The sequence below is a fragment of the Streptomyces sp. NPDC048523 genome (assembly GCF_043199815.1).
GTDB lineage: Bacteria > Actinomycetota > Actinomycetes > Streptomycetales > Streptomycetaceae > Streptomyces.
Map to the genome: position 1 here is coordinate 65778 of NZ_JBICWQ010000015.1, position 22960 is coordinate 88737.

Below are 22960 nucleotides of genomic sequence, written 5' to 3' on the forward strand. Positions count from 1 at the left end.
CGAAGAGGGGGGGGATCATGACTGAGGCAAGCGATCACAGGGACGAAGCAAGTCCGCAGCCGAGAAGCCTCGCGGAGAAGCTTGAGCACCTGCTGGCAGTGACGGCACCTTCCGGACAACGCTCCCCCTCCAACGAGGAAGTCGCGACAGCGATCAACATCGCCGCGGGCGAGAAGACGATCAGCGCCACCTACGTCTGGCAGCTACGCACCGGCCGGAAGACGAATCCCACGATGCGCCACTTGGAAGCGCTCGCACAGTACTGCGGTGTCAGCGCGGCCTACTTCCTCGACGAGGACGAATCGCGGAAGATCGATGACCAGTTGAGCCTGCTGGAAGCTCTCAAGCAGACAGACACGCGTGACATAGCGCTACGGTCGACGGGCCTGTCCGAGTCCAGCCGACAAGCGCTGCACAGCATGATCGACCAGCTGCGAAAGCTGGAGGGCCTGCAAGACGAGCCCGACACAAGCTTGTGAGGAAGAGACCACAGAGAAGTCATCCAGACCGGGGGCCTGTCATGGTCCCGACGCGGCCGTCCAGCGCCTGGAAGGCTCTGGACACCTGAATCAGGTTGGCGATCTCCTGGCGAAGACTGCGATCAGGCGCTCCCTGACGGACTGACCGTTCCTGCTGACCATTGGTCGACTGCGGCGTACTGGTGATATTGGCCTGCAGTGCCGACCGCAGCACCGCCGCCTCGCACAGGGCTTCATGTGCCAGGCCTTGCGCCTGATCCAAGCAATGCAGGGCAATCGGGTCGGCAGACTGGCGGAGCATCAGCTCAGCATCCCTGATCTCGATGACCCGACGGTACAGGTGGTAGTCAAGAGGCCGAGGCGGGATCCACGCGAGCCAGCCTGAAGGCGGGTTCTCCAAGGCGATGCCAGGGACTGCCCTATATACCGCCTGCCATAGTGGGGCAAGTCGCACGTAGCTGCGATAGCTACCGATCCAGCGGCTGATCGTCTCTAGCTTCGGCCCCCACACTGGGATCGTCCAGCCAACGATCTGCATGAGTGTCCCGATATCCGCTATGAGCCAGAAGAGGAATTTCCAAGGAGCTATGATCCCTGCGACATGCAGGGCGGCAATCTGCCAGTATCGGACCCCACAGTAGACCAAAATGAGTGCTGAACCGCCAGCAACGAGCCGCATACCCAGACGCAACCAGAGATCGGGTATGGTCCGCGAATATTTAAAGGCGAAGAGGACTGTCTGGAATCGCCCTGCGGCGCATACCGTCAAATAGGCGGCGAAGTAGAAGGCGTACCCGGCGTCCTGCAGGTTGAGGTAAACCGTTTCTTGAGCGTTCGCTTCTTTGTGTGGATGAATGATGATGAAGAGCAGCACTAGTGCGGCTATCGCCAACCCGAATCCGCCCGCGAGCCACCGAGTTGCACGTCTCGCCCGTTGAGGCGGGAGGGTCAGGTTGACTACCGTGACCTGTTGCGCGGCAGTAAGAATTACCACCGACACCTGGACAGCAATAGTGGTAGCATTAGGAAATCCAAGCAGCTTGGTAAAATAACCCCTGAAAGAATCCAGATCAACAAAATAGGCGATCGAGTTGAATAAGAAATAGACACAAAGAGCCGATAACGCCAAGTTTCTGGGATTAGAAATAAGCGCCGGTAACCGGTACAGCAGCGCCACAAGCGTCACGACCGCGCAGGCCCAGGAAAAGAACGTGTAGAGCATTCACTGCACCGCGCCGGCCTGAGGCGGCTGGTCCATCGCTATGGCAACCCTGAGCCGCGAGATGACCTCATCGTCCGGAGACTGCAAGGAAAGCGCAGTACTAACATGGTGCCGACCACGCGCAAGGAGTAGGGAAGCTACCATCTCGGCCTCCTGCTCATTGCCGTCTGAGTACCTGGTACGTTGCAGCACTCGCCGCACCACATCCGGCGCAATATCAGGAAATAGTTGCCGGAGCACGCCATTGTCCGCGTTGTCCACCGCCTGGTGCCCGCAAAGTATGTGGGCAAGCTCGTGGGCAATAATGTGTTCCTGGTGAGCACGCGTGGTCCGGGCTTCATAAATGATGAAGTCGGCCATAGGGGTAGATATCCACATACCATTCACTGAATAGCCCGGTATCGCCATAGGGACGGGGTGTATGGGCTTGCCACGCAGCCTGCTAAGGCTAGCCCGAAGGGATAAGGTGTCCCTTTCGCCATCCCCGTGCACAGCAGCAAGCTTCGCTTCACACGTTCGCCGCAGCCGCTTGAAGTAGCGGGCTTCCCTTGCCATGGAGATCGCCGCTCGCCGTTCACCGAATTCCACTCGCGTTGCACCCTATTTCGAGATCGGCAACCTTTGGTTCACGCCGTATACAGAAATCCATACGGACGAACATCGAGTGATACATGTGACGAGCAAGTGAAGTCCCCCTCGCGTGCCAGACCGATCGCACGTGTCATCGAGCGATCTTACCCTGTGCAGGCGGAGCGAACCAAGGGTGACCAGAGGTTTGGGTTCTTCTTTAAGGGTCCCTTGACTACTTGAACTCTTAGTCCCGATATCTGCTTGACTTAGCTCCCCCTCGACGCGATTTGAGATGTAAGCGAGCCATAACAGCCTTACATTACGGTAGATTTAGAACTTTTCGGGCGCACATTTCAAGCCCCCAGAATAATCCATCTGGTTGGTCCTACCTGTGCAGGGGAGCCGGTTCCACATCTGCTTCTATATCGGGTTTCGTTCTTGGAACCACACCTGAGTTCGGAAGTGTCAGCGTCCGCCTGATCCGCCGGACGACCTGGCTGATCTTGGGCGGAGCGCCGCCCGTCTGCCAGTACACGGGGGCTGGCCCGCATCAGCCTGCCAATCGAGTACAGCCTTGCACCAGCGTTCGAGGACAAGGCGCGCCTCAGGTGTGAGGTTATTCGTTTTAGGTCGTCGTCGAAAACGCTGCCCTAGCCGAGCCGCCCTTCCGTGGCCAGGCCATTGAGCACTGGCACTACAGCAACAGTCAGGCCGGAGCGAGGCGCCGATGAGCGGGTCTGGTGCAGGTTCGGGTGACAGGTTCGGTCGCGCAGCCTGGACGGGCCAGTGTGGTCATGCAGGTCTCAAATCCGATTGGGGTCAGCCGACCGAGAGAGGCTCGTCTGCAGCGCCGGTGGTAGGTCCACTGGATCCAGGTCACGATCGCGATCCGCAGTTTCTTGCGGGTGGTCCACGATCGACGGTCGAGGACGTTCTTCTGCAGCAGGCTAAGCATCTGATTAACGTTCACGTGGATGCGAGCGGTATGTCCGTTTCGATTCGCCAGGTTGGTGCGGATTCTCCGGTCAATTTGCGGGACATCTTGTTAGCCATCGCCCAGTGGATCATCGCTCTCGATCTCTGTGGGAGGGCTTCGTAGTCCCGCGTCAGGCGGCGGTGCTGCATCAGCCAGCCGAAGGTCCTCTCAATCACCCACCGCTTCGTAGAGGCTCGAACCCCTTTGTTCGCGGCCGCTGCACCACTTCGACGTCGATGCCCAACCGGGCGCCGTGGTTGGAGATGCTGTTCTGATAGCCGCCGTCGGCCCAGACCTTGGTCACGACGGGATGTGCCGCGGCCAGGTCGTCGAGCAGGAGTTTGCCGCCGGTCGTGTCGTGCACGTTCGCAGCAGTGACAAGGACCGCCAGCACCAGACCGAGGGTGTCCGTGATCAGGTGCCGCTTGCGCCCTTTGATCTTCTTACCGGCATCGATTCCCTGGCTCGACTCGGCGACGTTTGCCGAGGTCTTCACGCTTTGAGCGTCCACCACGGCCGCAGTGGGCTCAGTACGCCGGCCATGTAATCGGCGGGTCTTGTCGCGTAACAGGTCGTGGACCAGCTGGGTGGTGCCGTCGGCTTCCCACTTCGCGTAGTAGTCGTAAACGGTCTTGTACGGAGGGAAGTCGTGCGGCAGGTACTCCCACGGAATCCCGGTGCGGTTGACATAGAGGATCGCGTTGACGATCTCTCGCAAGTCGTGAACCCGGGCTGCCGTGCCGGGCCCGGTCCGTCTCGCCCGCCAAGCGGTGAAGACCGGTTCGATCAAGGCCCAGCGGGCATCGGACACGTCACTGCGGTACGGACGACGAACACTCACGCCTCATCCAACGACCGCCAACGACACCAGTCACAAAACCATCCCAGAACACCAACTACCTAGATCAGATGCCCTCTTAGCCGGGCGGGGTGCCATCGGGGTGGTCGTGGATCCAGGACAGGCCGCCAAGATCGAGGCGTTGACGGGTGCGGGTGACGGCTACGTAGGCCAGGCGTGCTTCGGCGTCGTCGATGGGTTCAGGTGGCGTCGTGGTGTCGGTGCGCTCGCGGGCGGTGTTGTTCTCAGGGCGGGCGAAGTCGTCGGCGATGAGGACGCGGGGCCATTCGCGTCCTTTGGCTTTGTGGGCGGTGGAGACGGTGACCTGGGCGTGCAGTTCGGGGGCGAGGTGGGCGACGGCGGTGAGGATGGCGTCGGTGCCGTGGGTGTCGACGAGGTTGACCAGGGGTTGCAGGTCTCTTCCGGCTGGGTCGTGGGCGGCGTAGTCCTGCAGGTCGCCCCAGTGGGGGAAGAGGATGAGTTCGGGGTGGTGGGTGCGGCGTCCCTCCTTCAGGTCGCGTGCTGCGAGGGCCAGGGCTTGCAGGCTGTCTCCTCCCCCGGCGAGGGCGACTCGGTGGCCGGCGGCCATGAGGGTCATGACCTGGGCCATGGCGCCGACGTTGGTACGGCACAGTACGGCGTCCGGCTGGGTGATGGGTCCGAGTTCGGTGGGAACGGCGGGGGTGCCGGTGAGGCGGATCGGGGCGTCGGCCAGGCGCAGCCAGCGGTTGGCCTCTGCGGCGAGGTCGGGTCCGAAGCGGAAGGACTGGGACAGGGTCAGCTGGGTGCCGTCGAAGCCGGTCATGATGTCTTTGGCTCCGCGCCAGTGATAGATGGCTTGGGCGGAGTCGCCGACCATGACCAGCTGGGCGTGCTCGCGCTGGGCGAGGAAGATCTGTTCAACGACGGGGTTGGTGTCCTGGGCCTCGTCCAGCAGTACGAAATCGGCGTTGATGCGGGGCTGGGTGAGTGCCCAGATCTTGAGGTAGTGATCGTGGTCGAAGCGGACGGCGCCGTCGTCGGGGTGTTGTAGGTCGGTCCAGGCTTTGTGGGCGAACGGCACGATGTGGGCAGCGAGTTGGGCGTGGAGGTCGGGGTCTTCCAGGCCGCGCAGATGGGGCACGTGGTGGCGGGTGATGGCTTCGTCGGCGGTGTGGCAGAAGCGGGTGACGGTGCGCAGCGTGGCGTTGGAGAGGGCTTTTGGGGTCACCTCGCGGTCGCCGATGCGGAGGGCCTTGGTGATGCCGAGGGCTTGTCCGGTCTGCCAGGCCGGGCGGCGGGGGGCGTTCAGTCGGCGGGTGTAGCGATGGCCGACAGCGGCGTAGGCGAGGGCGTGGGCGGTCTTGCATTGCACGGTGCCTGGGAAGCGGGTGCGGGCGTCCTGGGCGATGGCCCGGTTGTAGGCGACGTAACGGCCGCGGCGGGTGGTTGTGCGGGCCAGGAAGGTGAGGGTGGTGGTCTTCCCAGTGCCCGCGCCGGCCTGCAGGGCGAGGTGGTCGCCGGCGCGGAAGGTGTCGGCGGCTGCCGTCTGTTCGTCGGTCGGGTTCATGAGGTGGGCCTCTCGGAGAGCCGGGTGAGTGCGTGTCCCACGGCGGAGAGTAGGTAGGCGGGGGTGGTGTGGGTCAGTAGCTCGCGTACGGCCTGGTCGAGACGGTCGATTTCCTGGTCGGCGTGTTCGGCCAGGGCGCGGCACAGAGCCCGTTCGAGGAAGCGCTCGGGTGTCTGACGGGTGCGCCGGGCGTCGGCGGTGAGAGCGTCATGTGCGGCGGGCGAGAAGGCGACGTTGAGCAGCACTGTGTGGTCGGCATCCGGGTAGTGCGTGGTGATCACGTCGATGGGCAGTAGAGCGCCGACCCGGTGGCGCAGTCGGTGGGCGGCCTGGTGCGGGGTCTTGGCTTCGACGAGGGTCATGAGGCGGGTGGTGTCGTGGTTGGTGGCGAGCGGCAGGTGGCGCCCGGCGTGGTGCAGAGCGTTTGCCGAGAGGGGGCGGGTCAGGGTGATCTCCAGGGCGTGGTGCGGCACTGGTCATCCCCCTCAGTGCGGGCGGGTGGGCGGCGGGCGGGGACAGGTGCCACGCGCGGGGGCGGGTCGAGGAATTGCCGGGCGGGCAAGGCGGCGCCGACGTGTGCCCGGGAGAGTGGGGTGCGCCAGCGCGGCCGTTCGCTGCAAGAAGGGCGGTCCGGGTCGCAGACGTCCGTCAGGGCGTCGGGTACAGGGTGTTGGCCGTACTGCACGGCGAGGAGCCGTGATGGGCCTGGGCAGCGCGGCGCAGCTCGGCGAACTGCCGCTGGGCGAGATAGCAGCACAGCAGTTGGGTGGCGGGATGGTTGGGTCCGCCGCTCTGGCCATCGGGCGGCCGGGGAGCGGGGGACGCGAGGGCTGCCGTCCTGGTGACGGCAGTCGGGGGTGGGTGCGGGGCGCATAGCGCGGACCGTGCCAGGCGGGACGCGGGTGGAGGCAGCGTGTCGGAGGGATGTCCCACCGTCAGCCCAGCGAGCTCGTACGCTTGAGCGTTACCGCGGATGACTGTTCTAGGCCTGATTCCCTGATCGGGTGATTCGTGATGTGGTGCGCACCGGGACGGAGCAATGGCTCAGGCAGTGGTCGTGCCGGGCGGGGTGTGGTCGTCGCACAGGGCGCCCAGGAAGTGCTCGATGGGCACGTTGAAGGTGTGGGCGAGGGTGTGCCAGGTGGTGACGCTGCCGGTGGTGCGGCCGTGTTCGAGGTCGATGAGGGTGCGCCGGGCCAGGCCGCTGTGGTCGGCGAGTTCGTCGAAGGTCCAGCCGCGTTCGGCCCGCAGGCGCGCGAGTACGACGCGCAGTGCGGTGAGGTCGGGGTCGGGCGGCAAGATCGTCACCTGACCATCCGACGGTGCAGACCCCTGCCCCGTCAGTGCGGGTTTCTGCACTTTCGTCGGGGGTGGGTTGACAGGAGCCCGTAGTGCGGGAATCTGCACTACGGTGCGTCCGTCTCGGGGGCTTGTCATGGTGTGGCTCCCGCCAAGGCACGGACAGACGGGAGGGCAACCAGCCGATGAGGCTTGCCGGCGCGCATGCCGCGGTGCGGCGCATCTGGACTGTGGAGCTGCGTCCGCAGGCGGGCGGCCCCGCACTGGTCTGCCCTTGGTGTACCGCTCCCGCCTCTCCCCTTCACGCGGCCTCCGCACGGTCGGCCGCCCTGGCGCATCTGGCCTGCCACGCCCGTGCGGACGCGCTGCCGGTGTATCTGCGCAGCTGTCAGTGCCGGTTGCAGGGCTGTGTGTGGCATCCGCGTCATCGCGGCTGCGCCGGGCCGGTGCTGCTGGCCCTGACCCGTGATCGCAGCGGTCGCACCTGGCGGCTGGCCGACACCTGCGCGGCCTGCGCGGCAGCGACCAGTCATACGGCCGTGGTGCCGGAGACGCTGCTCAGCCAGCGGCGGCCAGCCGCATCAGCTCCCACCCGGTCGCAGGGGCACACAGATGAGCCGCAACGGGTACGGGAGATGCTCACCTACCTCGCCTCCGCACTCGGCTGCGTCGCGTCTCCCGCCGCCCGGCTGCTGGCCCTGCAGTGCGCACTGCGGGCCAACGCGCACGGCTGCGTGCGGCTGCCGGCCGGACTGCTGCGCAGCATGCGGCTGCACCGGCGCATCGAGGTGTGGCAGGAGCTGGCTCAGGACGGCTGGCTCGAGCTGTCCGACCCCCGGGCCGCCTTTCTGCAGGCACGGCTGCTCGATGACGCCGTGCTGGACCAGGCGCCGGGGCGCAGCGCCCGCCGACGCGCCGCCCACTGGGCCCTCAAGCCCGCCCCGTTCACCGTGGCGGCATCGGCACACCCCGCGGACCGTCTGACCGCCCTGGTCCTGGCTGCCCACACGACTACAGCCGGCGCCACAGCAGACATGGCCGTCGTGGCCCGCCTGTGCGGGCACTCCCCCCAGCAGACCGAAGTGCTGCTCGACCGGCTGGTGGCCGATGGCGTCCTGTCAGCCTGGCACCATCAGCGGGACACCGACGAGGTGTACTGGCAGCCGGCTCACCCTCACCGGGCCCTCTTCGGCCGGGCAGACACCAGTGCGCATTGAGCGCCGTCATGCTCGTCTTGCTGCCTCTCAGACATACGGCGGGGAAGGATGCAGAGGTCTTCCGTACTATCTCTGCAAACACAACTGTGCGGTGATGGCTGCTCCGGGTTGCAGGGCACCAGGCGAAGAGCACATGCGTGTTGGCTTTCGCATACGCCACGAGCAGGGTGCTCGCTGGCCCGTAGCGCCCCGGAAAGGTGTGAGCACCATGTCCGAAACCACCGAGTTGACTTCGCAGTACAGCGCGCAAGTGGCCAGTGACCTCGAACGCAACCTGAAGGAGCAAGAACACCTCAGCGGTGAAATCGAAGTACTCCAGGCGCGATTGGCCTCTGTACAGCGCGACCACACCGTCCTGGTGAACCTCCAGCAGGCCCTCGGTGTCCCTGCGCCGACTACCGCGCCCGCAGCTGAATCCACCGTGTCGGTTCCTGCCGCACGCAAGAAGACAACGGGCACACCGAGCACGGCCAGGCAGTCCGCCGCGCCCAGGAAGCGAACCGGTACGAAGACCGCTGCCAAGGCATCGGCCGCCTCGTCCGCATCTCCCAAACTCGTCGACCTCGTGCGCGAACACCTGACAGGCCAGAGCGAACCGCGCTCCGCTGCCGAGATCACCACCGCGCTAGAACAACTGCATCCCGAGCGCACCGTCAAGACCACCGTCGTGCGCACCACCCTCGAAGGGCTCGTGGCCAAGAACCAGGCCCAGCGCACCAAGCAGGGCAAGTCCGTCTACTACACCACCCCCGACACAGCCGCATCGGCCGACTCCGGCGAGCAGTCCGTCTGACAGCGTCACGGATCCGCCGCCTCGTCGGGCCGCCACATACTGTGGGTTCAGCTGAAGCTCCTCACCCGTTCCGCGCCCCGCCCCCGGGCCCTGCCCTCCTGGGCTGGAGGGCGGGGCCCGGGCAGGCTCCGCTCGGTGTGAAGCCCGTTCGCGGTCTGTCCTCGCGAACAAGCCGTATGGCGGCTTCAGGAGCAAACGTTGCGGCGCGGTACTGCTCTCATACGCTCTCTGAGCAGGTATCCGCAGGTCCGTGCGGTAGCGCAAAGGCGGCCGCCGACCAGGAGCCCACTATCATCCAACTCCGCTGTGCTGTCACGGCGTTGGCATTCCAAGACTTGGGTGCGCTGTCACCAAGGAGAGGAATCCGACGCCGAAAACGTGTACTCGGGCCGTGCGGGGCAGCTGGCGGGCGTCCTTGTCAGCGTGGGCGCCAGGTGCGGATTTCGAGGTGGAGGATCTGGGCGTCCGGGCGGATACGGCCGGTCTCCACGAGCCATTGGTGGACGGCTGCGGTGACGTCGCCGCCAGCGGCGTCCACGCGGCGGGCGAAGTCGGCGGCGTCGAAGCCGCCGGTCTGGGCGGAGCCGTAGGAGCGTTCCTCGGTGTGGTCGGCGCGTTGGATGACGTCGCGGCGGATGCCGGGTGAGTCGGTGCGGCTGCCGGAGGGGTGCAGGTAGCCGGCTTTGGCGAGGCGGACGGTGAAGGCCAGGCGCAGCCCGTGGCGGGCGGCTTCGGCGATCAGGGGGCGCAGGCGGGTGGAGCCGGAGGCGATGGCCTGGACTCCGGCGCGGCCGGTGCCGGTGCCAGTGCGGGTGATCAGGAGGGCCTTGGCACGCACTCGGGCGCGGGTGCCGGAGGCGGTGGTGCGCCGGTGGGTGTGGCGGGCGGCGATGGCGGCGAGGTCGGGCAGGTCGGTGATGCCGCCGGCCTCGATGGCGGTGAGGACTTCGCGGAGGGCGGTGACGAAGGCCGCGCCTTTGTTCTTTGTGTAGAACTGCGAGACCAGGGAGGGGTCGCGGTCGATGATGCGGGCGATGTCGCGTTTGGTGTAGCCGGCCTGCTGGAGGCGGTCGGCGAGCTGGGCGGCCTCGTTCAGCTGCCCTTGGGGCGCACGGCGTCGGCGAGGGCGGGGCGGCATCAGGCCTCCTGGCCGGTGATGAGGGCGGCACGTCCGGCATCCCGCAGAGTGAGGAGTTCTTCCTCCGTGGTGGGCGCTGTCAGCGGGCCGTCGAGGTGGCCGCGCAGGAGGTAGTCGCCGGGTTGGTGATGGTGGGGCCAGTTGTGGGGCTGGGTGAGGTAGAGGGCATCGGTGCGGAAAGCGATCACGGTGCCGGGCGGGGTGTGCAGGGCGCCGACGTAGGTGTCGTCGTCGCGGTGGCGCTGGGTGAGCAGGGCGGCGCGTGCTGCGGACCAGATCGCGGCGGCCCATTCGGGGTGGGCGTTGGGGTCACGGGCGAAGCCGGTGGGCTTCTGCCAGGTGATCAGCTCGTCGTTGAAGCCGATGATCTCCGCGTCCGACGGCACATCGCGCTCCAGGGTGCGAGGGGTGGTGCCGGTGACCATGCGGGGCCGCTGGGCGAACGAGCCGATGCCGTACAGCAGGATGGAGCGCACCGCGCGGGAGGCGAGGTGCGCGGCGCGGGCCTGCTCGGGGTTGCCCTGGAAGTGGGCCTGGGCGGAGAGGTTGGTCCAGGTCTCCTTGAGCTTCTTCGCCCAGTCGTCCAGTGGTTTGCCGTCCTCCCACAGGATGCCGTCGAGGATTTCGATCTTCCATGGCTGGATCGGGTTGGTCAGTGCGGTGTGCAGTTCGGGGCCGCCGGCCCAGGTGGTGAAGGTGGTGCCGCCTTCAGCCGGGTAGTGCCAGGCGCGGTCGTCGGGGGCGGGAGCGGGCAGCAGGCCGACGTGGTTCCAGTTGGCGGGAACCGTCACGCGGACCTGCCAGTGCCCGCACCCGTACAGGGCCCGCATCTGCTCCTTCTGCGACCAGGAAGCGAACGTGGCGGCGGTGATGCGGCGGGGCGTGCCGACCGGGGACTTCCAGGTGTGCTTGGCATAGGCGAAGGTGCGGTCGTACTCCACGAGCCCAGGCAGTTGCTCGGGCACCCGGGGCGGGATGATCAGTTCATTGCGGCCCTGTCCTGCGGTGGCGTGCAGCAGACCGCGCAGTTCCTCCGACAGCACGGGGAACCCGTCGGCGTGCTGGCCGCGGGTGGGAATGGTGCGGGTCCACAGGTCGCGGCCGGTCTGCGAGGGGGAGCCCATAAGGACCGCGTCGCTCCAGTGTCGGCGCAGCGCCTGCCACAGCAGGACGAAAGCATCGCGGACGGTGTGCGGGGTGTCGCCATCAAGGTCGAACCACTCCCCCACGGAGCGGATTTCCACATGGCTGTCGCCGTGTTCCCGCTGGTAGCGGCCGACGGGATGGCGGGCGTGGACGAAGTGCCCGGCCATGCGGTCGCGGCCACGGCCGGTGTCGGTGCGCCAGCCCGGGATCGGGGCGCTGAGCCAGGCGGCGACGGCGTCGCGCAGGTAGGGGTAGCGTGCCGATTCTCGGTGCCAGGGGTCGCCGGCGGTGATGTAGATCCGTTCCACGCCTTCAGGGATGGCGTGGAAGACGGCCGTGAGGATGTTTGCGGCAGACCGGCTGGCGAGGTCGAGGTGGTGGGTCTGGTCGCGGTGCACCAGGACGCCGGTGTTGGTGTCCAGGAAGACGGTCGAGCGTGCCTGCTGGATGAAGTTGGGCCGGGTGGAGGCCAGACCGGAGGCATGGAAGAACCATGCATCACCGCTCGTGCCCGCAGGGATAGAAGGCAGACTTCGCGGTGCCTGGGGGGCTGCAGGCGGTTCGGATACTGCGGCTTCGGCCGGGGCCGGTGGCGGAGCAGAACGGGCAGAAGCAGTGGCCATCGCGGGGGCTGTTGCGTGCTGCGGCGGGGGCGGTGCGGATTCAGCAGTGGCCTGGGCCGCGGACTGCTCAAACCGCTGCGGCTGCGGGGCGTTGTCCACCGCAAGGCTGTCGGGGGCCAGGGCGGGGACGAGGGCGACGACGTCGGTGACGCCCAGTCCGGCCGCGGGGGCGATCCGCTCTGCCTTGGCCTTCTCGTAGGCGGCCAGCTGGATGATCAGTTTGTCCCGGTCCGCTTCCTGCTTCGCCAGCGCGGCCCGGGTCTTTTTGATCTGGTCCCGCAGGGTGCGCAGATCGGCAAGCGCGGTGCTGTAGCTCTGTGCGTCCATCGGGCGTTCCTTGTCGGGGTGTTCAGCCAACGGTGGTGTGGGTGGTGACGTAGGCGATGGCACCGCCCGAGTGGGAGGGAAGCCGGGTGCCCAACAGCAGCTCGGCGAGGCGGCGGTCGCTGTCGAGACTGGAGGTAATCGGTGTGTGCGGAGTGGCCAGGTCGGTGACGTAGCCGGCAAGGCGGGCGTCGGGGAAGGCATGTCGACCTTCGGGGTTTTTCTCCCACCGCTCGAGCCCGGTCAGGACTGCTACAACGTAGCCGGACAAGGTGACCGGCAGGACTCCCCCGGCCGCGGCGCTTGCCGCGTCGCATCGCCACCAGCCCCGCAGCGCCTTCAGCAGGTCATCGGGTGGAAGGCTGGCGGCGAAACCGAGCCAGGAGCGCTCCGGTTCATCAGTCGGCCGGGCCGCGTCGACTCGCAGCACGGCGATTTCCCTGGCCTGCAGCTGGCTGAGCGGCGCCTGCCTGCGTACCTGCAGCGCCTGGACGACATCGAGCGGGACCATGACGCGCACGCCGCGGCGGGACAGGCCCGGCAGCAGTCCGGCTGAGATAAGCCGCCGGAAGGTAGTGGTTGCACATCCGAGCTCTTCCGCGGCCTGCCCGGTGGTCAGCAGCACCTCCTCAACCTCCATCCCTGATCTGATATCTGATTAGGCATGTAAGCTACTCGGCAAGTGAGGGGCCGTCAAACCGCCACCGCGAGCGCTACAGCACGCCCGCCGGGCCGACGGCTTGACCTGGCCGCTCCGCAGTAGTCGGCACAGGCTTGCGGACACTGCGGCTCGACACCCGGGCGGTTCTGTCGGCGTCAGCCGGTACGGGGGCGGCGCCTGGTTCGACGACGCAACCTCCTCGCTCCAGAGCAGCCCGTCGACACTCTGTCCTGCGACAAGAGTCAAGGCTGCAGCGGTGAGAACCGGCAGGCAGGAAGGGGGCCTGCCTTGCCCAGCCGCTCGCCTGCCGATGCATGCCGGGCGGTGGCTCTGATTTTGCTGACCGCGTCGCAGCGGCCCGCATGGCACGGCCAAGCGTCTCCGTCAGAGCTTCCCGGCCCGGGGGATGCCACCGGGCGCTGGAGACAACGGGGAGCGTGCGCGTCCTGCGAGGCGCGCCGGGGTGCGCCCCATCTGATTTTTCACGCGCCGGTAAACGGTGTATCAGAAACCTTGCAGGCAGAAGTGATCAATTTCGATCACGCATAGCCGTTCTTCGGTTCCGACCAGGCTTATTCGGGCAGATTCTTGCTTTCCAAGGGTGTTTCGCACATCGATGCGTCTGGATATTCCGTTAAGGCCTCACTCTATTGGCCGCGCGATCCATGAGCACGCTAAGGTCACGGCGAGATAGGGGCCCTGGTCCACAGGATGGCACCAACAGACCAGGACCCCTGCGCATTTTGACCAGCCGTCAATTCCGCAAAGGAGAAAGATGACTGACCCCAATGTCGTCCAGGGCACCGTGGTGTCCCGGACGCCTCTGGACGGTAGCAATGCCGGTCGGTATTACGCACGCTTGCGTGCCCTGGCTGTCACGGTCGGCTTCGGCCCTGTCGTGGTGCTGGTTTTGTCCTTTGTCCTGCCGTCCGCGGGGCGGTGGCCCGCTGCCGCATGCGTGGCGTTCGCCGCCGTCGCGGCGGGGGCAGCGCGCACCTCGCGAATCGAATTCCTCTGGGCACGACGGGACTGAACCGCCGCTGCGGGTGGCCGGGGTGCGAGAACCGCCGGCCACCCGGAGCCCGGTGTCCGCTGGCGCCGGCGGGTGTGCCCGTCGGCGGGGGAACAGGAGATGGGATTTCGAGGTGCCTACTGATCGGTCGCAGCCGGAGCGGTGTCCGGTTTGTGAGGGCCCGATGGTGCAGAACACGGGGGCCGGGCGGCGACGCCGCTATTGCTGCACTGCCTGCCGTCGGCGAGCTCAGCGCAACCGGCAGACGCGCAAGGCCCCGGTCACTGCCGTGCAGGGGCCTGTGGGTGCAACGGTGGCTGCCGAGGTCCGCAGGCTGGCACAGCAGCTGCTGGACAGCGAGATGCGCCAGGAGGAGCTCGCCACGCTTCTGGAGAGAACCGAAGCAATCCGCCGGGAGCTGGATATCTATACCGCGGCTGCGGTGCAGGACGCCCGCCACCGGGGTGAGAAATGGGAATCGGTAGCCAAAGCCGCGCACGTAGCTCCGGAGACGGCACGGGCGCGGTGGGGGCCCGAGCGGGTGGCCCGGATGATGGACCTCCATGCCAACGAGAAACGGGCCGCTCCCGCTCGGTGGCGTGGTCTGCAGTCTGCCCGGTCCGCCGACGGGCCGGAGGATCCAGTCGGCGACCCTGGCTCCGAAACGGTCTCCCCCGCCAGCCAGCTGGCGTCGGCGCTGACGCAACTGCAGACAGCCAGCGGCCTGGCCATCCGGGAGGTGGCCGACTCCACGATGCTCTCGCCGTCGTTCATCTCTCGCGTCCTGTCCGGGGACCGGCTGCCCACCTGGGACCTGACGTGCTCACTGGCGACCCTCTTCGGCGCCGACCCGGCCGAACTGCGCGTGATGTTCGAAGCGGCGCACGGAATGACGGCACAGGGGCGTCAGCCCATTGCTGCCGCCATCGCGCAGTTGCACGCTGCGGTACGCGGGCTGCACCGGGCGGCCAAGTCTCCTCCTGCGGAACGCATTGAGCGCCTCAGTGCGAAAACGGTGAGTGCGCTGCAGGCGCGCCGTGTCCTGGCAGGCATCGACGTGCCGGAATGGGAGGTGCTGGCCGCCCTTGTGTGCGCGCTCGGGGGCCGTCCGCTCGATTTCAAGCCGTTGTGGGAGGCCGTGCATTACTCCTTCCTGATGTGCGACGACCCCCGCCTGCCGGAAGGCAGAGCGCACATCGCCGTGCCGGAAGAGGAGCCGTGAGCACAGACCGCCCTGTTGACCGCTGCCCGCAGGCGGCGCCGGCCGCCGTCGCCGCAGGGCGCCATGCCCTCGTTCGCCCACCGCAGGATCGGGCGCAGCGCACCGCGCTGGCGGCCTATACGGCCTTCCGTGAACGCCACTATGAGCCGTACCTGCAGTACGCGGCGCTGCGCCTCGGCCGCAGCGCCGCGGCCGAGGCGGCCGTCATGGCGGCGTTCACCGAGCTGGCCGTGTCCTGGACCGCAATCCTGGGCGGTGCCGGCCCCGCCGCCGCAGCCTGGCGCATTCTGCACGACCACATCGACCGCGCCCTGGGCTGTGGCCCGACCGCCGTCCCGGCCAGCCAGGCTGTGCAGGCGCTGCAGCACGATGCGCACTTTCTGCACGAGCAGATGCAGCTGAGCCCTGAGCGCATCGCCGAGGTACTCGGGGTACGCCCGGAAAACCTTCCCAGCCTGCCGCCGCGCGCCCCGCAGGAGTGACTTTCCGACCGTTGCTCAGCGTGCCGCCACGATCTGTCCCTACACTCCGTCCAATAAGGGAGCACGCCGTGCAGGCGTGTGGGGGCAGGAGGGGAAACCGCGTGAGCTTGCCGTACGGGGTGGACGTCACGATTCCGAGTGTGGCCCGCATGTACGACAGCCTCCTGGGCGGCCAGGACAACTACCCCGCAGACCGCGCGGCCTGCGAAGAGCTACTCAAACACGTGCCCAGCATGCGGGAACTGGCCCTGAACAACCGGGAGTTCCTGCGCCGCGTGGTGCAGGTCCTCGCGACTAAGTACGGTATCCGGCAGTTCATCGACCACGGTTCGGGGCTGCCCACGCAGGACAACGTCCATGAGATCGCGCAGCGGGTGGATCCTGCCAGCCGAGTGGTCTACATCGACAGCGATCCCATCGTCCGCACGATCGGCGGTGTGCTGCTAGCGAGCAATGAGAACACCGCCGTGCTCCAGGCGGACATGAGGGAGACCGACGAGATCTTCTCCAGCGAACCGGTACGCCGGCTCATCGATCCCCACGAGCCGGTGGCGGCGCTGTTTGTGTCGGTGCTGCACTGCATCGCGGACCGCGACGGGCCGGCGGAGCTCATTGCCCGGGTCGCCGACCGGCTGCCGCCAGGCAGCATGATGGTGGTCTGCCAGCTCGTCAGCGAATCCGCCCAGGTCCGTGACTTCGTCAGCGGTTTCATGGACGAGCAGACCCAGGGCCACTGGGGCCGGGTGCGGGAGAAGAAGGACGTGGCCGACTTCTGCGCACCTCTGGAGATGATCGAACCGGGTCTGGTGGAGGTCTCCACGTGGCGCTCCCGCCCGGACGACGTGCCCGCCCAGCTCAGTTGGGAATGGGAGGAGTACGGGGGGGTGGGCTTCGTGAGGCGCTGAGCGCCGCGCCGAACGCGGGGCTGTCCTGTCGGCGCGGCGTGTCAGCGCCAGGAGGCCAGTGCCTGTTCCAGCAGCGCCGGTGTCTGCTCGGCCGGGTTGGCCACGCCGCACAGGTTGTTCAGGATGGCCTGGTAGCGCTCCGACTCCGAGGGCTTCTCCCGGTAGACGGCTGTTTCGTACTGCTCGAGGTAGACCAGGTCGGGCAGGTATTCCGGGGTGAAGAACCGCAGATGTACGACCGGGTGCCCGATGGCCCCGGCGGCGCCCACGCTCAGCGGGGCGATCTGGAGATGGAGCTGGTAGGGCAGTTCCTCCAACAGTGCGAGCAGATGCTTGATCTGCCGGTACATCACCCCTGGTGTGCCAACCGGGCGGCGGAACACCTCGGAGTCCATCACCGCCAGCAGGACCGGCGGTGACTCGGCACGGCGCAGCATCTCGATGCGCTGCAGCCGCAGGGCCGCGCGCTCGGCGATTTCCCTGGCCGGCTTTGTGGGGTGGACGGCCCGAATCACAGTCTCGGCGTACTCCTCGGTCTGCAGCCAGCCGGGCACCAGTTGAGGTTCGTAGGAGATGATGCGGCGGGCAGCCGGTTCCATGGCCAGCAGCGGGCGCAGGTCCAGGGGTGCGGCATGGGCGTAGGGCTGCCACGCCTCGGGTTTGGCCGCTTCCTGGACCAGGTCGGCGATCCTGGCGCGCTCGAGCGGATCACTCACCCGGTAGGCGTCCAGGAGCCGTTCCACCTCAAGGGGCTTGAACGCTGTCCGGCCGGTTTCCATGCGGCTGATCGTCGCTTCGGAGGCGTGGATGCACCGGGCAGCCTGCCGGGGGGCGAGCCCCGCGTGGTCTCGGCAGCGACGCAGGTGCCCGGCGAGCGCCTTGCGGTGTGCGGCCGGCCCCCACTCCGGGCGGTGCGGAAATCCAAGGATCGACGGCGCCTGACGATCGGCTGCCATACGGGCACTCCTATGGGACTGTTTGAGAATCCCGAGTATGGCAGCCGGAACGCGGCCGCGTCAGGGAGTGGCCATATCTTTACTTTCGGTCACGAAAGGGTGAAATCGAACTCACCATCCTTGACGCCACCGAGGAAGGCCTCGATCTCCTCGCGCGTATAAACGAGGACTGGACCGTCGGGGAACCGGGAGTTGCGCATCGCCACCTGCCCGCTGGAGAGACGGGCAACTTCTACGCAGTTGCCGTTTCCCCCGCTGCGGCGGCTCTTGCGCCAACGCGCCTCTTCGATCGCGCCTGCGCTGACACCGTTTTCCACCCGCTGCATATCTCACCATGCCCCTCCGAGTCGCACCCGACACCAGCCGGATCTTGTCCGTCCCGGCCGACTGCCTGTACGAATACCTGGGCTCTGCAATTGCAGAGCCGCGCTTGCAGGAACGAGGAGCGGACCGGAATAGTGACGGGCACGACGGCACGTCGTGCTCTTCAGCACGGCACCAGTTCCGGGGGACGGACGATGACGCCACAAGGTGAGGGCCCATTCCAGCCACAGTCCACGTCTGCCACGCACGACAGCCGAAGACGGCAACTGCTGTTCCTCGGCGAGCCACTGGCCTCCACCCCCAACCTCGCCGTCCGTTCGGGCCTGGGCAGCACTCCCTTCGCCGCCCGCCGCATTCCCGTCGCATCCCACCACTGCTGCTACATTGCGCGGCAGTTCACCCGGCAGACCGTACGCCGCTGGAATTTGCACAGCATCTGCGATGACGCGGTCCAGATCGCCTCCGAACTCGTCGCCAACGCCGTCCGCCACGGCAGGCCCGACACAGCCACAGCCGACGGTGAACAAGCGGGGGTATGGCTGGCTTTTACTCTGCGTCCGCGCACCCTGCTGTGTGTCGTACGCGACCCCAGCCAACTCAGCCCCAGGCTCACCGCCCCTCAGCCATGGGCCGAACACCACCGCGGACTGCCCATCGTGGACGCCCTCAGCAACACCTGGGGCTGGACCACAGCCCCCCAAGCCCAGGGAAAATCCGTGTGGGCGCGCGTGGCACTGCCAGCGGCATAACTGGCTTTACCCAGGTGAGCCGATGCTCAGGAGTTTCGGCTCGCCCATGGCCAACACTGCATGCGGCGGGATGGGCAGTAGCGCGGCAGGCCCGTAACCGTAGCCTCCGCTCCGCGTTGGCTGTACATGAACGACGATCTCCTCGATGCCCACTGCTCCATGCCGGAGCTGACCGAACCGCGTCTGGCCTTGTTCACGCTGTCGGAGGCGCACGAACTGCTGGATGTGCTGCACCACTTCAGCGCGATAGAAGACGACTGGGCTGCCCAGGCCCGCCACTTCGCCGCCGAGTTGGCAGCGCGCGTGCCGTCACGGGATGGTTGACAGCATCCCATTGCCGTCTCAGGGCTCGTCGTTCATTCCCTCTTCTTGGGGTGGTACTGGACACGAACATGCCCGACACCGTCCGCACCCACCTCCGCGTCTTCGTCACCCTCACCGCACCCTCCTTCGGTTCCGTCCACAACCGTCCCGACACCCGGCCCTGTCACTGCGGCATCCGCCACGAACCCACGGACCCGCTGCTCGGTACGCCGCTCAATCCGGCGACGTACGACTATGCGGGCGCGGTCCTCTTCAACGCCCACGCCGGAGCCCCGTGGGCCCGCTTCACCACCTACCTGCACCTGGAGATCGCCATCCGACTCGGCCTTACCCAGAAGGCCCGACCGCGCCGTGGTGCGGGTTTCCTTCGCCAAGGTCGCCGAGTATCAGAAGCGCGGCCTGGTCTACTTCCACGCCGTGATCCACCTCGACGAACCTGACGGCAGCCCCCCAACCCCCAGCGCCGTACGCCACCGTCGCCGTGCTCACCGACACGGTCCGTGCCGCCGCGCCACGCGCCCGCATCTCCATCGACTCTGACGCGGTCGGCGAACGTGAACTCGACTGGGGTCAGCAGCTAGTGCTGTGACCGGGAAGGTTCGCCGGGTTATCCGTTGGCCTGTGTTTCGGCCGGCCCTGTAGGTTCCTGCCGTGAGTGATGTCGGCATGACAGAGATCAGACTCGCGGACACGGCAGACGCGCCGGTGATCGCACGCATCCACATGATTTCCCGGGTGGCGACCATGCCGTATCTGCCGCCGCAGAAGCGCAGTCACGACCAGGTCACCCGGTGGGTCGAGGATGTCCTGCTCACGTCGTGCCGGACGTGGGTGGCGGTGCGCGATGGAGAGATCGTCGGCTATGCCGCCCTTGAGGGGGACATGCTCGAACACCTCTATCTGCGACCGGAGGTCCGCCGCCGGGGCATCGGCACACTCCTGCTCGACCAGGTCAGACGGCACAGCCCTGACGGGGTGTCCCTGCACGTCTTCCAGCAGAACACCGATGCCCGCGCGTTCTACGAGCTCCACGGCTTCACGGTCCTCGACACCAGCGACGGCCACCGGAACATGGAGAACCTGCCCGACATGACCCTGCGCTGGACACCGGACGGTGCACGGTGAACCGCGTCCCGGCGGGCCACAGACTCCACTGATCCGGTCATGCCGCGTCGGCGCGGGGACGCTGCACGTTCGCGGAGAACCGGTAGTTGCGGCTCGAGGCGCCGACCTTGCGGTCGCGGGCCGGGACCAGGGTGCCGTCGACGATCCACAACCGGTCCGCGGCACCGGCCGGACGCGAGGTCGGCGCGATCGCGAGGAGGGGCCCGAGCCGCTGGATGCCCCGGCACACGGTCGCCGGCGAGATACCGAACAGCGGCGCGAGCCGCCGCATGGTGAGGTTCGTCCGGTAGTAGACCGCTACCACCAGCACCCGGTCGGCAAGGGGCAGACACCACGGCCGGCCGATCCGCGGCCCATCGCCACCTCGCTCCCGCACCGCCTTCAGCAACGCTCGAACTGCGTCATCCGCAGCCCCGTGAACGTCTCCGCCCACAACAGATCAGCCCTCAACACTCCACGCATACAAGGGAAATGCCCTGATCACGGCATTCTGCAACGCGCTTTACGAGCTCGTGCGCAGTAGGCGGTGAGGCGTCGTGAGCCGGGGTGTGGCTCGGCGTTTCACATCGTTCGTGCCGGGATCAGGTCCGCGATCTGCTGGTGGGACAACAGGGCGGCGACGGCTTGCACGGTGTCGCTGATGTGCTCTCGGCGGCCAAGGTGGCGGGCCAGCGCCCGCCAGTTCTTCAGGTGCGCGATGCCGTGCTCGACGCGGATGCGCCGCGAGGAGTGGGCTTTGCGCTGGCGCTCGTGCATCTCCTCGTACCAGTCCGGGGCGTTCTTCTTGAACTTGCGGTGCGGTGGTGTCACCACACGCCCGCCGGTCTGGGCTCCCAGGCCCTGGTAGCCGGCATCCGCGAGAATCTCGGCTGCCGGGCCGCCCTCCAAGAGCCTGACCAGCCCTAACTGGCGGGCATGAGTGATGTCCGCGCAGCTGCCGTGCTCAGTCGGGCTGCAGAACAGCATCCGGCCGTCGCCATCCGTGACGACCATGGTCTTTACCGCGTTCTGCTTGCTCTTGCCGGAGATGAACTTCTCCCGGTCTTTGCGTCCGGCGGCCGGGCGCCTGACTCGTATCTCGGTGCCGTCGATGATGCCGGTCTTCCCGCTGGCGCCGAGATGGTCGACGACCTCGGTGAGTGTCCGGAGCCGCACTCCGGGGGTGATCGTGCAGCCTCGCTCGGCGAGCAGAGGCCGCATCTCACCGATGGCCCGGGTGATGGTGGAGCGGTCGACGCCGAACCAGCAGGCCAGCACGTCGTGCGTGGTGGCGTGACGGAGATGTACGAGCGTGGCCAGGAGACGGTCGACGAACACCAGCTGATGCTTCGCGCCGGCGCCCACCGCCCGCTTCCGTGGCCGGGACGCGAGCTTGGCCTGGTGCCGCTCGTGCCACAACGGGCCTACTTCAGCGACGAGTTCAGCAAGCACGTCGGCCGACAGGCCCGTGATCCTGCGATTGCTGATGATCGCTGCACGAGACACGTTCCCCATCACACGTTCATGATCGACGATCGAGAACGCGACGCCTCACCGCCTACTGTGCACGAGCTCGTTAGACGTGCGCGAGATCACGGCCTTCGGTACCGACAGCGAACTCACCGATCAGGCCGTCACCGCCTACGTGGCGAAGTACGCCATCAAGTCCGCCGACGCCTCCGGCACCCTCGGCCGCGCCCTGTTCTGCCGCCCCTGTCAGGGCCGCGGCGCCACCCTCTTGCCCCCACGGAGACCCCATCCCGTGCACCGCCTGCGACGGAACCGGACAGGCCCGGCCGGTGCCCCGCATCGCCGTTGCGCGGCACGTGCGGCAGATGAGCCGCACCTGCTGGGAGCTGGGCCGCCTGCCGGAGTTCGCCGATCTCAAGCTCTGGAAGTGGGCGCACATGCTCGGCTTCCGGGGTCACTTCTCCACCAAGTCCCGCCGCTACTCCGTCACGCTCGGCGCGCTGCGCGACGGCCGCCGTGCCTGGCGCACCGCACAGGCCCACGCCCATGCCGGCCTGCCCGAGCACGACCCGGACACCACGCTCAGGAACGACAGCAGGAAGATGGGTAGGCGGCCGGAAGGGGATGGACGGACAACGGGCTTGTCTTCACCACCCCGAAGGGCAAGCCGCTCGACCTCACCAACCTCACCCGCCGCTTCCACCGCCTCCTCCGCAACGCCGGGCTCCGGACAATCCGCTTTCACGACCTCCGCTACTCGACCGCCACCCTGCTCCTGGAACAGAGCGTCGACCTCGTCGTCATCAAGGAACTCCTCGGCCACGCCCATCGGCGTCACCGCCGGTGTCTACGTCCCCGTACGACTCCGCCTCCAGCGCCAAGCCATCGACGCCCTCGGTGATGCCCTCAACCCGACCGACACCCCCGAGGACCCAACTGTTCGCTCCCATCGTCCGCTGACGTTGCCGTCACGGTCGCCGTCAAGACGCCTCTGGGGCCCGCTGAAGATCAGCGGGCCCCAGAGGCATTCGGGTGACGGCACAGAATCTCCGCGCTTCGAACGCTTCAATTCAGAGACTCTTCAGAAATGAGACTAAGATTGGAGTCACGATTTCCTGCGCTGAATTTGACTAGCTCAGCAGCGCATCGAAGTCTCTCAAGCATGGAAATCTACAGAACCTGTCACTTCTTCGAGATCATCGAAATCCCACCCACCGCGAGGGAGAACATCCGAACAAGCGCCTTCCGGACATCCGAGTCGCGATCAAGTCGCTCCAATGATTCGAACCTTTCCGGGGTAAGGTCTACCGTCGCAATTCCACCGGACTCCTCGCCGTCTGCAGATGAGAACAACACGAGGCACCTGTACGCCCGAACGGTTCCCCCTCGCTCCTCTCGCATCAACGACTGGAGGACGACAGCGCCCTCCCTGACCTGGCTGCGGAGGGCGTCCACCGAGGACCACCGGGTCGTCAAGGATCGCTCCTCCGCTTCCACCTGAATCGCCAACAGCGTTTCGAAGTCGATCTGACATACGCGAAAGTCAGAATCGGTCGAATGAATCAGGGCCATCAGAA

22 protein-coding genes and 6 pseudogenes are annotated in these 22960 nt (G+C 66.9%); 13 read left to right on the forward strand and 15 right to left on the reverse strand.

Going from position 1 to position 22960, the window contains the following annotated elements:
- The first annotated feature begins 17 nt into the window (after positions 1–17).
- Entirely contained in the window at positions 18–479 is a 462-nt protein-coding gene (locus tag ACGFWE_RS41250) for a helix-turn-helix domain-containing protein (protein WP_393605623.1), read from the forward strand.
- Positions 480–498: 19 nt separating this feature from the next.
- On the opposite strand, the gene ACGFWE_RS41255 is transcribed toward ACGFWE_RS41250, so the two are convergent.
- The 7 genes and pseudogenes from ACGFWE_RS41255 to ACGFWE_RS41285 form a co-directional block, all read right to left on the reverse strand.
- Positions 499–1701: an MAB_1171c family putative transporter gene (locus tag ACGFWE_RS41255; protein ID WP_393605625.1), complete on the reverse strand. Its 1203-nt coding sequence runs from the start codon at positions 1699–1701 to the stop codon at positions 499–501.
- A complete protein-coding gene (locus ACGFWE_RS41260) occupies positions 1702–2061 on the reverse strand; it encodes a CUE domain-containing protein (protein ID WP_393605627.1) in 360 nt (119 codons plus the stop codon).
- Positions 2062–3052: 991 nt separating this feature from the next.
- Positions 3053–3235, reverse strand: a pseudogene (locus ACGFWE_RS41265) (IS3 family transposase); the annotation flags it as partial.
- 2 nt (positions 3236–3237) lie between these two features.
- Positions 3238–4088 (reverse strand): annotated as a pseudogene (locus tag ACGFWE_RS41270) (IS5 family transposase).
- A 76-nt stretch (positions 4089–4164) separates the two neighbouring features.
- The gene (locus ACGFWE_RS41275) at positions 4165–5634 is read right to left on the reverse strand and encodes a UvrD-helicase domain-containing protein (RefSeq protein WP_393605629.1); all 1470 of its coding nucleotides are present in this window, start codon (positions 5632–5634) and stop codon (positions 4165–4167) included.
- Positions 5631–6107, reverse strand: a complete 477-nt coding sequence (locus ACGFWE_RS41280; protein WP_393605631.1) for a hypothetical protein — start codon at positions 6105–6107, stop codon at positions 5631–5633. Before ACGFWE_RS41280 ends, ACGFWE_RS41275 begins: the two co-directional genes overlap by 4 nt.
- Before the next feature lie 571 nt (positions 6108–6678).
- Entirely contained in the window at positions 6679–6942 is a 264-nt protein-coding gene (locus ACGFWE_RS41285) for a helix-turn-helix transcriptional regulator (protein WP_366633979.1), read from the reverse strand.
- 176 nt (positions 6943–7118) lie between these two features.
- Between ACGFWE_RS41285 and ACGFWE_RS41290 the strand changes: the two genes are divergently transcribed.
- Together ACGFWE_RS41290 and ACGFWE_RS41295 are read left to right on the forward strand one after the other, a co-directional pair.
- A complete protein-coding gene (locus tag ACGFWE_RS41290) occupies positions 7119–8150 on the forward strand; it encodes a hypothetical protein (RefSeq protein ID WP_393605633.1) in 1032 nt (343 codons plus the stop codon).
- 208 nt (positions 8151–8358) lie between these two features.
- Entirely contained in the window at positions 8359–8943 is a 585-nt protein-coding gene (locus tag ACGFWE_RS41295) for a hypothetical protein (protein ID WP_393605635.1), read from the forward strand.
- 418 nt (positions 8944–9361) lie between these two features.
- On the opposite strand, the gene ACGFWE_RS41300 is transcribed toward ACGFWE_RS41295, so the two are convergent.
- The 3 genes from ACGFWE_RS41300 to ACGFWE_RS41310 are packed head-to-tail and all read right to left on the reverse strand — an operon-like array spanning position 9362 to position 12799.
- Positions 9362–10081, reverse strand: a complete 720-nt coding sequence (locus ACGFWE_RS41300; protein ID WP_393605637.1) for a helix-turn-helix domain containing protein — start codon at positions 10079–10081, stop codon at positions 9362–9364.
- The gene (locus tag ACGFWE_RS41305) at positions 10081–12177 is read right to left on the reverse strand and encodes a hypothetical protein (RefSeq protein WP_393605639.1); all 2097 of its coding nucleotides are present in this window, start codon (positions 12175–12177) and stop codon (positions 10081–10083) included. The genes ACGFWE_RS41300 and ACGFWE_RS41305 overlap by 1 nt, the downstream gene beginning before the upstream one ends.
- Before the next feature lie 22 nt (positions 12178–12199).
- On the reverse strand, positions 12200–12799 hold the full coding sequence (locus ACGFWE_RS41310; RefSeq protein WP_393605641.1) for a helix-turn-helix domain-containing protein: 600 nt from the start codon (positions 12797–12799) through the stop codon (positions 12200–12202).
- Between the two features lie 811 nt (positions 12800–13610).
- On the opposite strand from ACGFWE_RS41310, the gene ACGFWE_RS41315 reads away from it, so the two are divergent.
- The 4 genes from ACGFWE_RS41315 (at position 13611) to ACGFWE_RS41330 (ending at position 16456) form a co-directional block, all read left to right on the forward strand.
- Positions 13611–13868 (forward strand): hypothetical protein, encoded by a 258-nt coding sequence (locus tag ACGFWE_RS41315; protein ID WP_393605643.1) that lies wholly within the window; start codon positions 13611–13613, stop codon positions 13866–13868.
- Positions 13869–14160: 292 nt separating this feature from the next.
- A complete protein-coding gene (locus ACGFWE_RS41320; protein ID WP_393605645.1) occupies positions 14161–15069 on the forward strand; it encodes a helix-turn-helix domain-containing protein in 909 nt (302 codons plus the stop codon).
- Positions 15066–15551, forward strand: coding sequence for a hypothetical protein (locus ACGFWE_RS41325; protein ID WP_393605647.1), 486 nt, complete (start codon positions 15066–15068; stop codon positions 15549–15551). The genes ACGFWE_RS41320 and ACGFWE_RS41325 overlap by 4 nt, the downstream gene beginning before the upstream one ends.
- Positions 15552–15652: 101 nt before the next feature.
- Positions 15653–16456, forward strand: coding sequence for an SAM-dependent methyltransferase (locus ACGFWE_RS41330; RefSeq protein ID WP_393605649.1), 804 nt, complete (start codon positions 15653–15655; stop codon positions 16454–16456).
- 41 nt (positions 16457–16497) lie between these two features.
- Here the strand turns inward: ACGFWE_RS41330 and ACGFWE_RS41335 are convergent, their stop codons facing one another.
- The gene (locus ACGFWE_RS41335; RefSeq protein ID WP_393605651.1) at positions 16498–17412 is read right to left on the reverse strand and encodes a helix-turn-helix domain-containing protein; all 915 of its coding nucleotides are present in this window, start codon (positions 17410–17412) and stop codon (positions 16498–16500) included.
- An 89-nt stretch (positions 17413–17501) separates the two neighbouring features.
- Entirely contained in the window at positions 17502–17738 is a 237-nt protein-coding gene (locus tag ACGFWE_RS41340) for a DUF397 domain-containing protein (protein WP_393605653.1), read from the reverse strand.
- A gap of 192 nt (positions 17739–17930) precedes the next feature.
- Here ACGFWE_RS41340 and ACGFWE_RS41345 point away from each other — a divergent pair, with 192 nt between their 5' ends.
- From ACGFWE_RS41345 to ACGFWE_RS41360, 4 genes and pseudogenes are all read left to right on the forward strand, one after another.
- Positions 17931–18485, forward strand: a complete 555-nt coding sequence (locus ACGFWE_RS41345) for an ATP-binding protein (RefSeq protein WP_393605655.1) — start codon at positions 17931–17933, stop codon at positions 18483–18485.
- A 126-nt stretch (positions 18486–18611) separates the two neighbouring features.
- Positions 18612–18809, forward strand: coding sequence for a hypothetical protein (locus tag ACGFWE_RS41350; RefSeq protein ID WP_393605657.1), 198 nt, complete (start codon positions 18612–18614; stop codon positions 18807–18809).
- A pseudogene (locus ACGFWE_RS41355) lies at positions 18779–19389 on the forward strand (replication initiator); the annotation flags it as partial. The gene ACGFWE_RS41350 and the pseudogene ACGFWE_RS41355, both read left to right, overlap by 31 nt.
- An 86-nt stretch (positions 19390–19475) precedes the next feature.
- Entirely contained in the window at positions 19476–19934 is a 459-nt protein-coding gene (locus tag ACGFWE_RS41360; RefSeq protein ID WP_393605659.1) for a GNAT family N-acetyltransferase, read from the forward strand.
- Positions 19935–19995: 61 nt separating this feature from the next.
- Here the strand turns inward: ACGFWE_RS41360 and ACGFWE_RS41365 are convergent.
- Together ACGFWE_RS41365 and ACGFWE_RS41370 are read right to left on the reverse strand one after the other, a co-directional pair.
- A pseudogene (locus tag ACGFWE_RS41365) lies at positions 19996–20396 on the reverse strand (transposase family protein); the annotation flags it as partial.
- A 99-nt stretch (positions 20397–20495) separates the two neighbouring features.
- A complete protein-coding gene (locus ACGFWE_RS41370) occupies positions 20496–21428 on the reverse strand; it encodes a transposase family protein (protein WP_393605661.1) in 933 nt (310 codons plus the stop codon).
- A 61-nt stretch (positions 21429–21489) separates the two neighbouring features.
- Here ACGFWE_RS41370 and ACGFWE_RS41375 point away from each other — a divergent pair.
- Positions 21490–21967: pseudogene (locus ACGFWE_RS41375) on the forward strand (replication initiator); the annotation flags it as partial.
- A pseudogene (locus tag ACGFWE_RS41380) lies at positions 21967–22318 on the forward strand (tyrosine-type recombinase/integrase); the annotation flags it as partial. The pseudogenes ACGFWE_RS41375 and ACGFWE_RS41380, both read left to right, overlap by 1 nt.
- Before the next feature lie 247 nt (positions 22319–22565).
- Here ACGFWE_RS41380 and ACGFWE_RS41385 read toward each other — a convergent pair.
- Complete coding sequence (locus ACGFWE_RS41385; RefSeq protein ID WP_393605663.1) at positions 22566–22955, reverse strand: hypothetical protein; 390 nt, start codon at positions 22953–22955, stop codon at positions 22566–22568.
- Between the last annotated feature and the right edge of the window lie 5 nt (positions 22956–22960).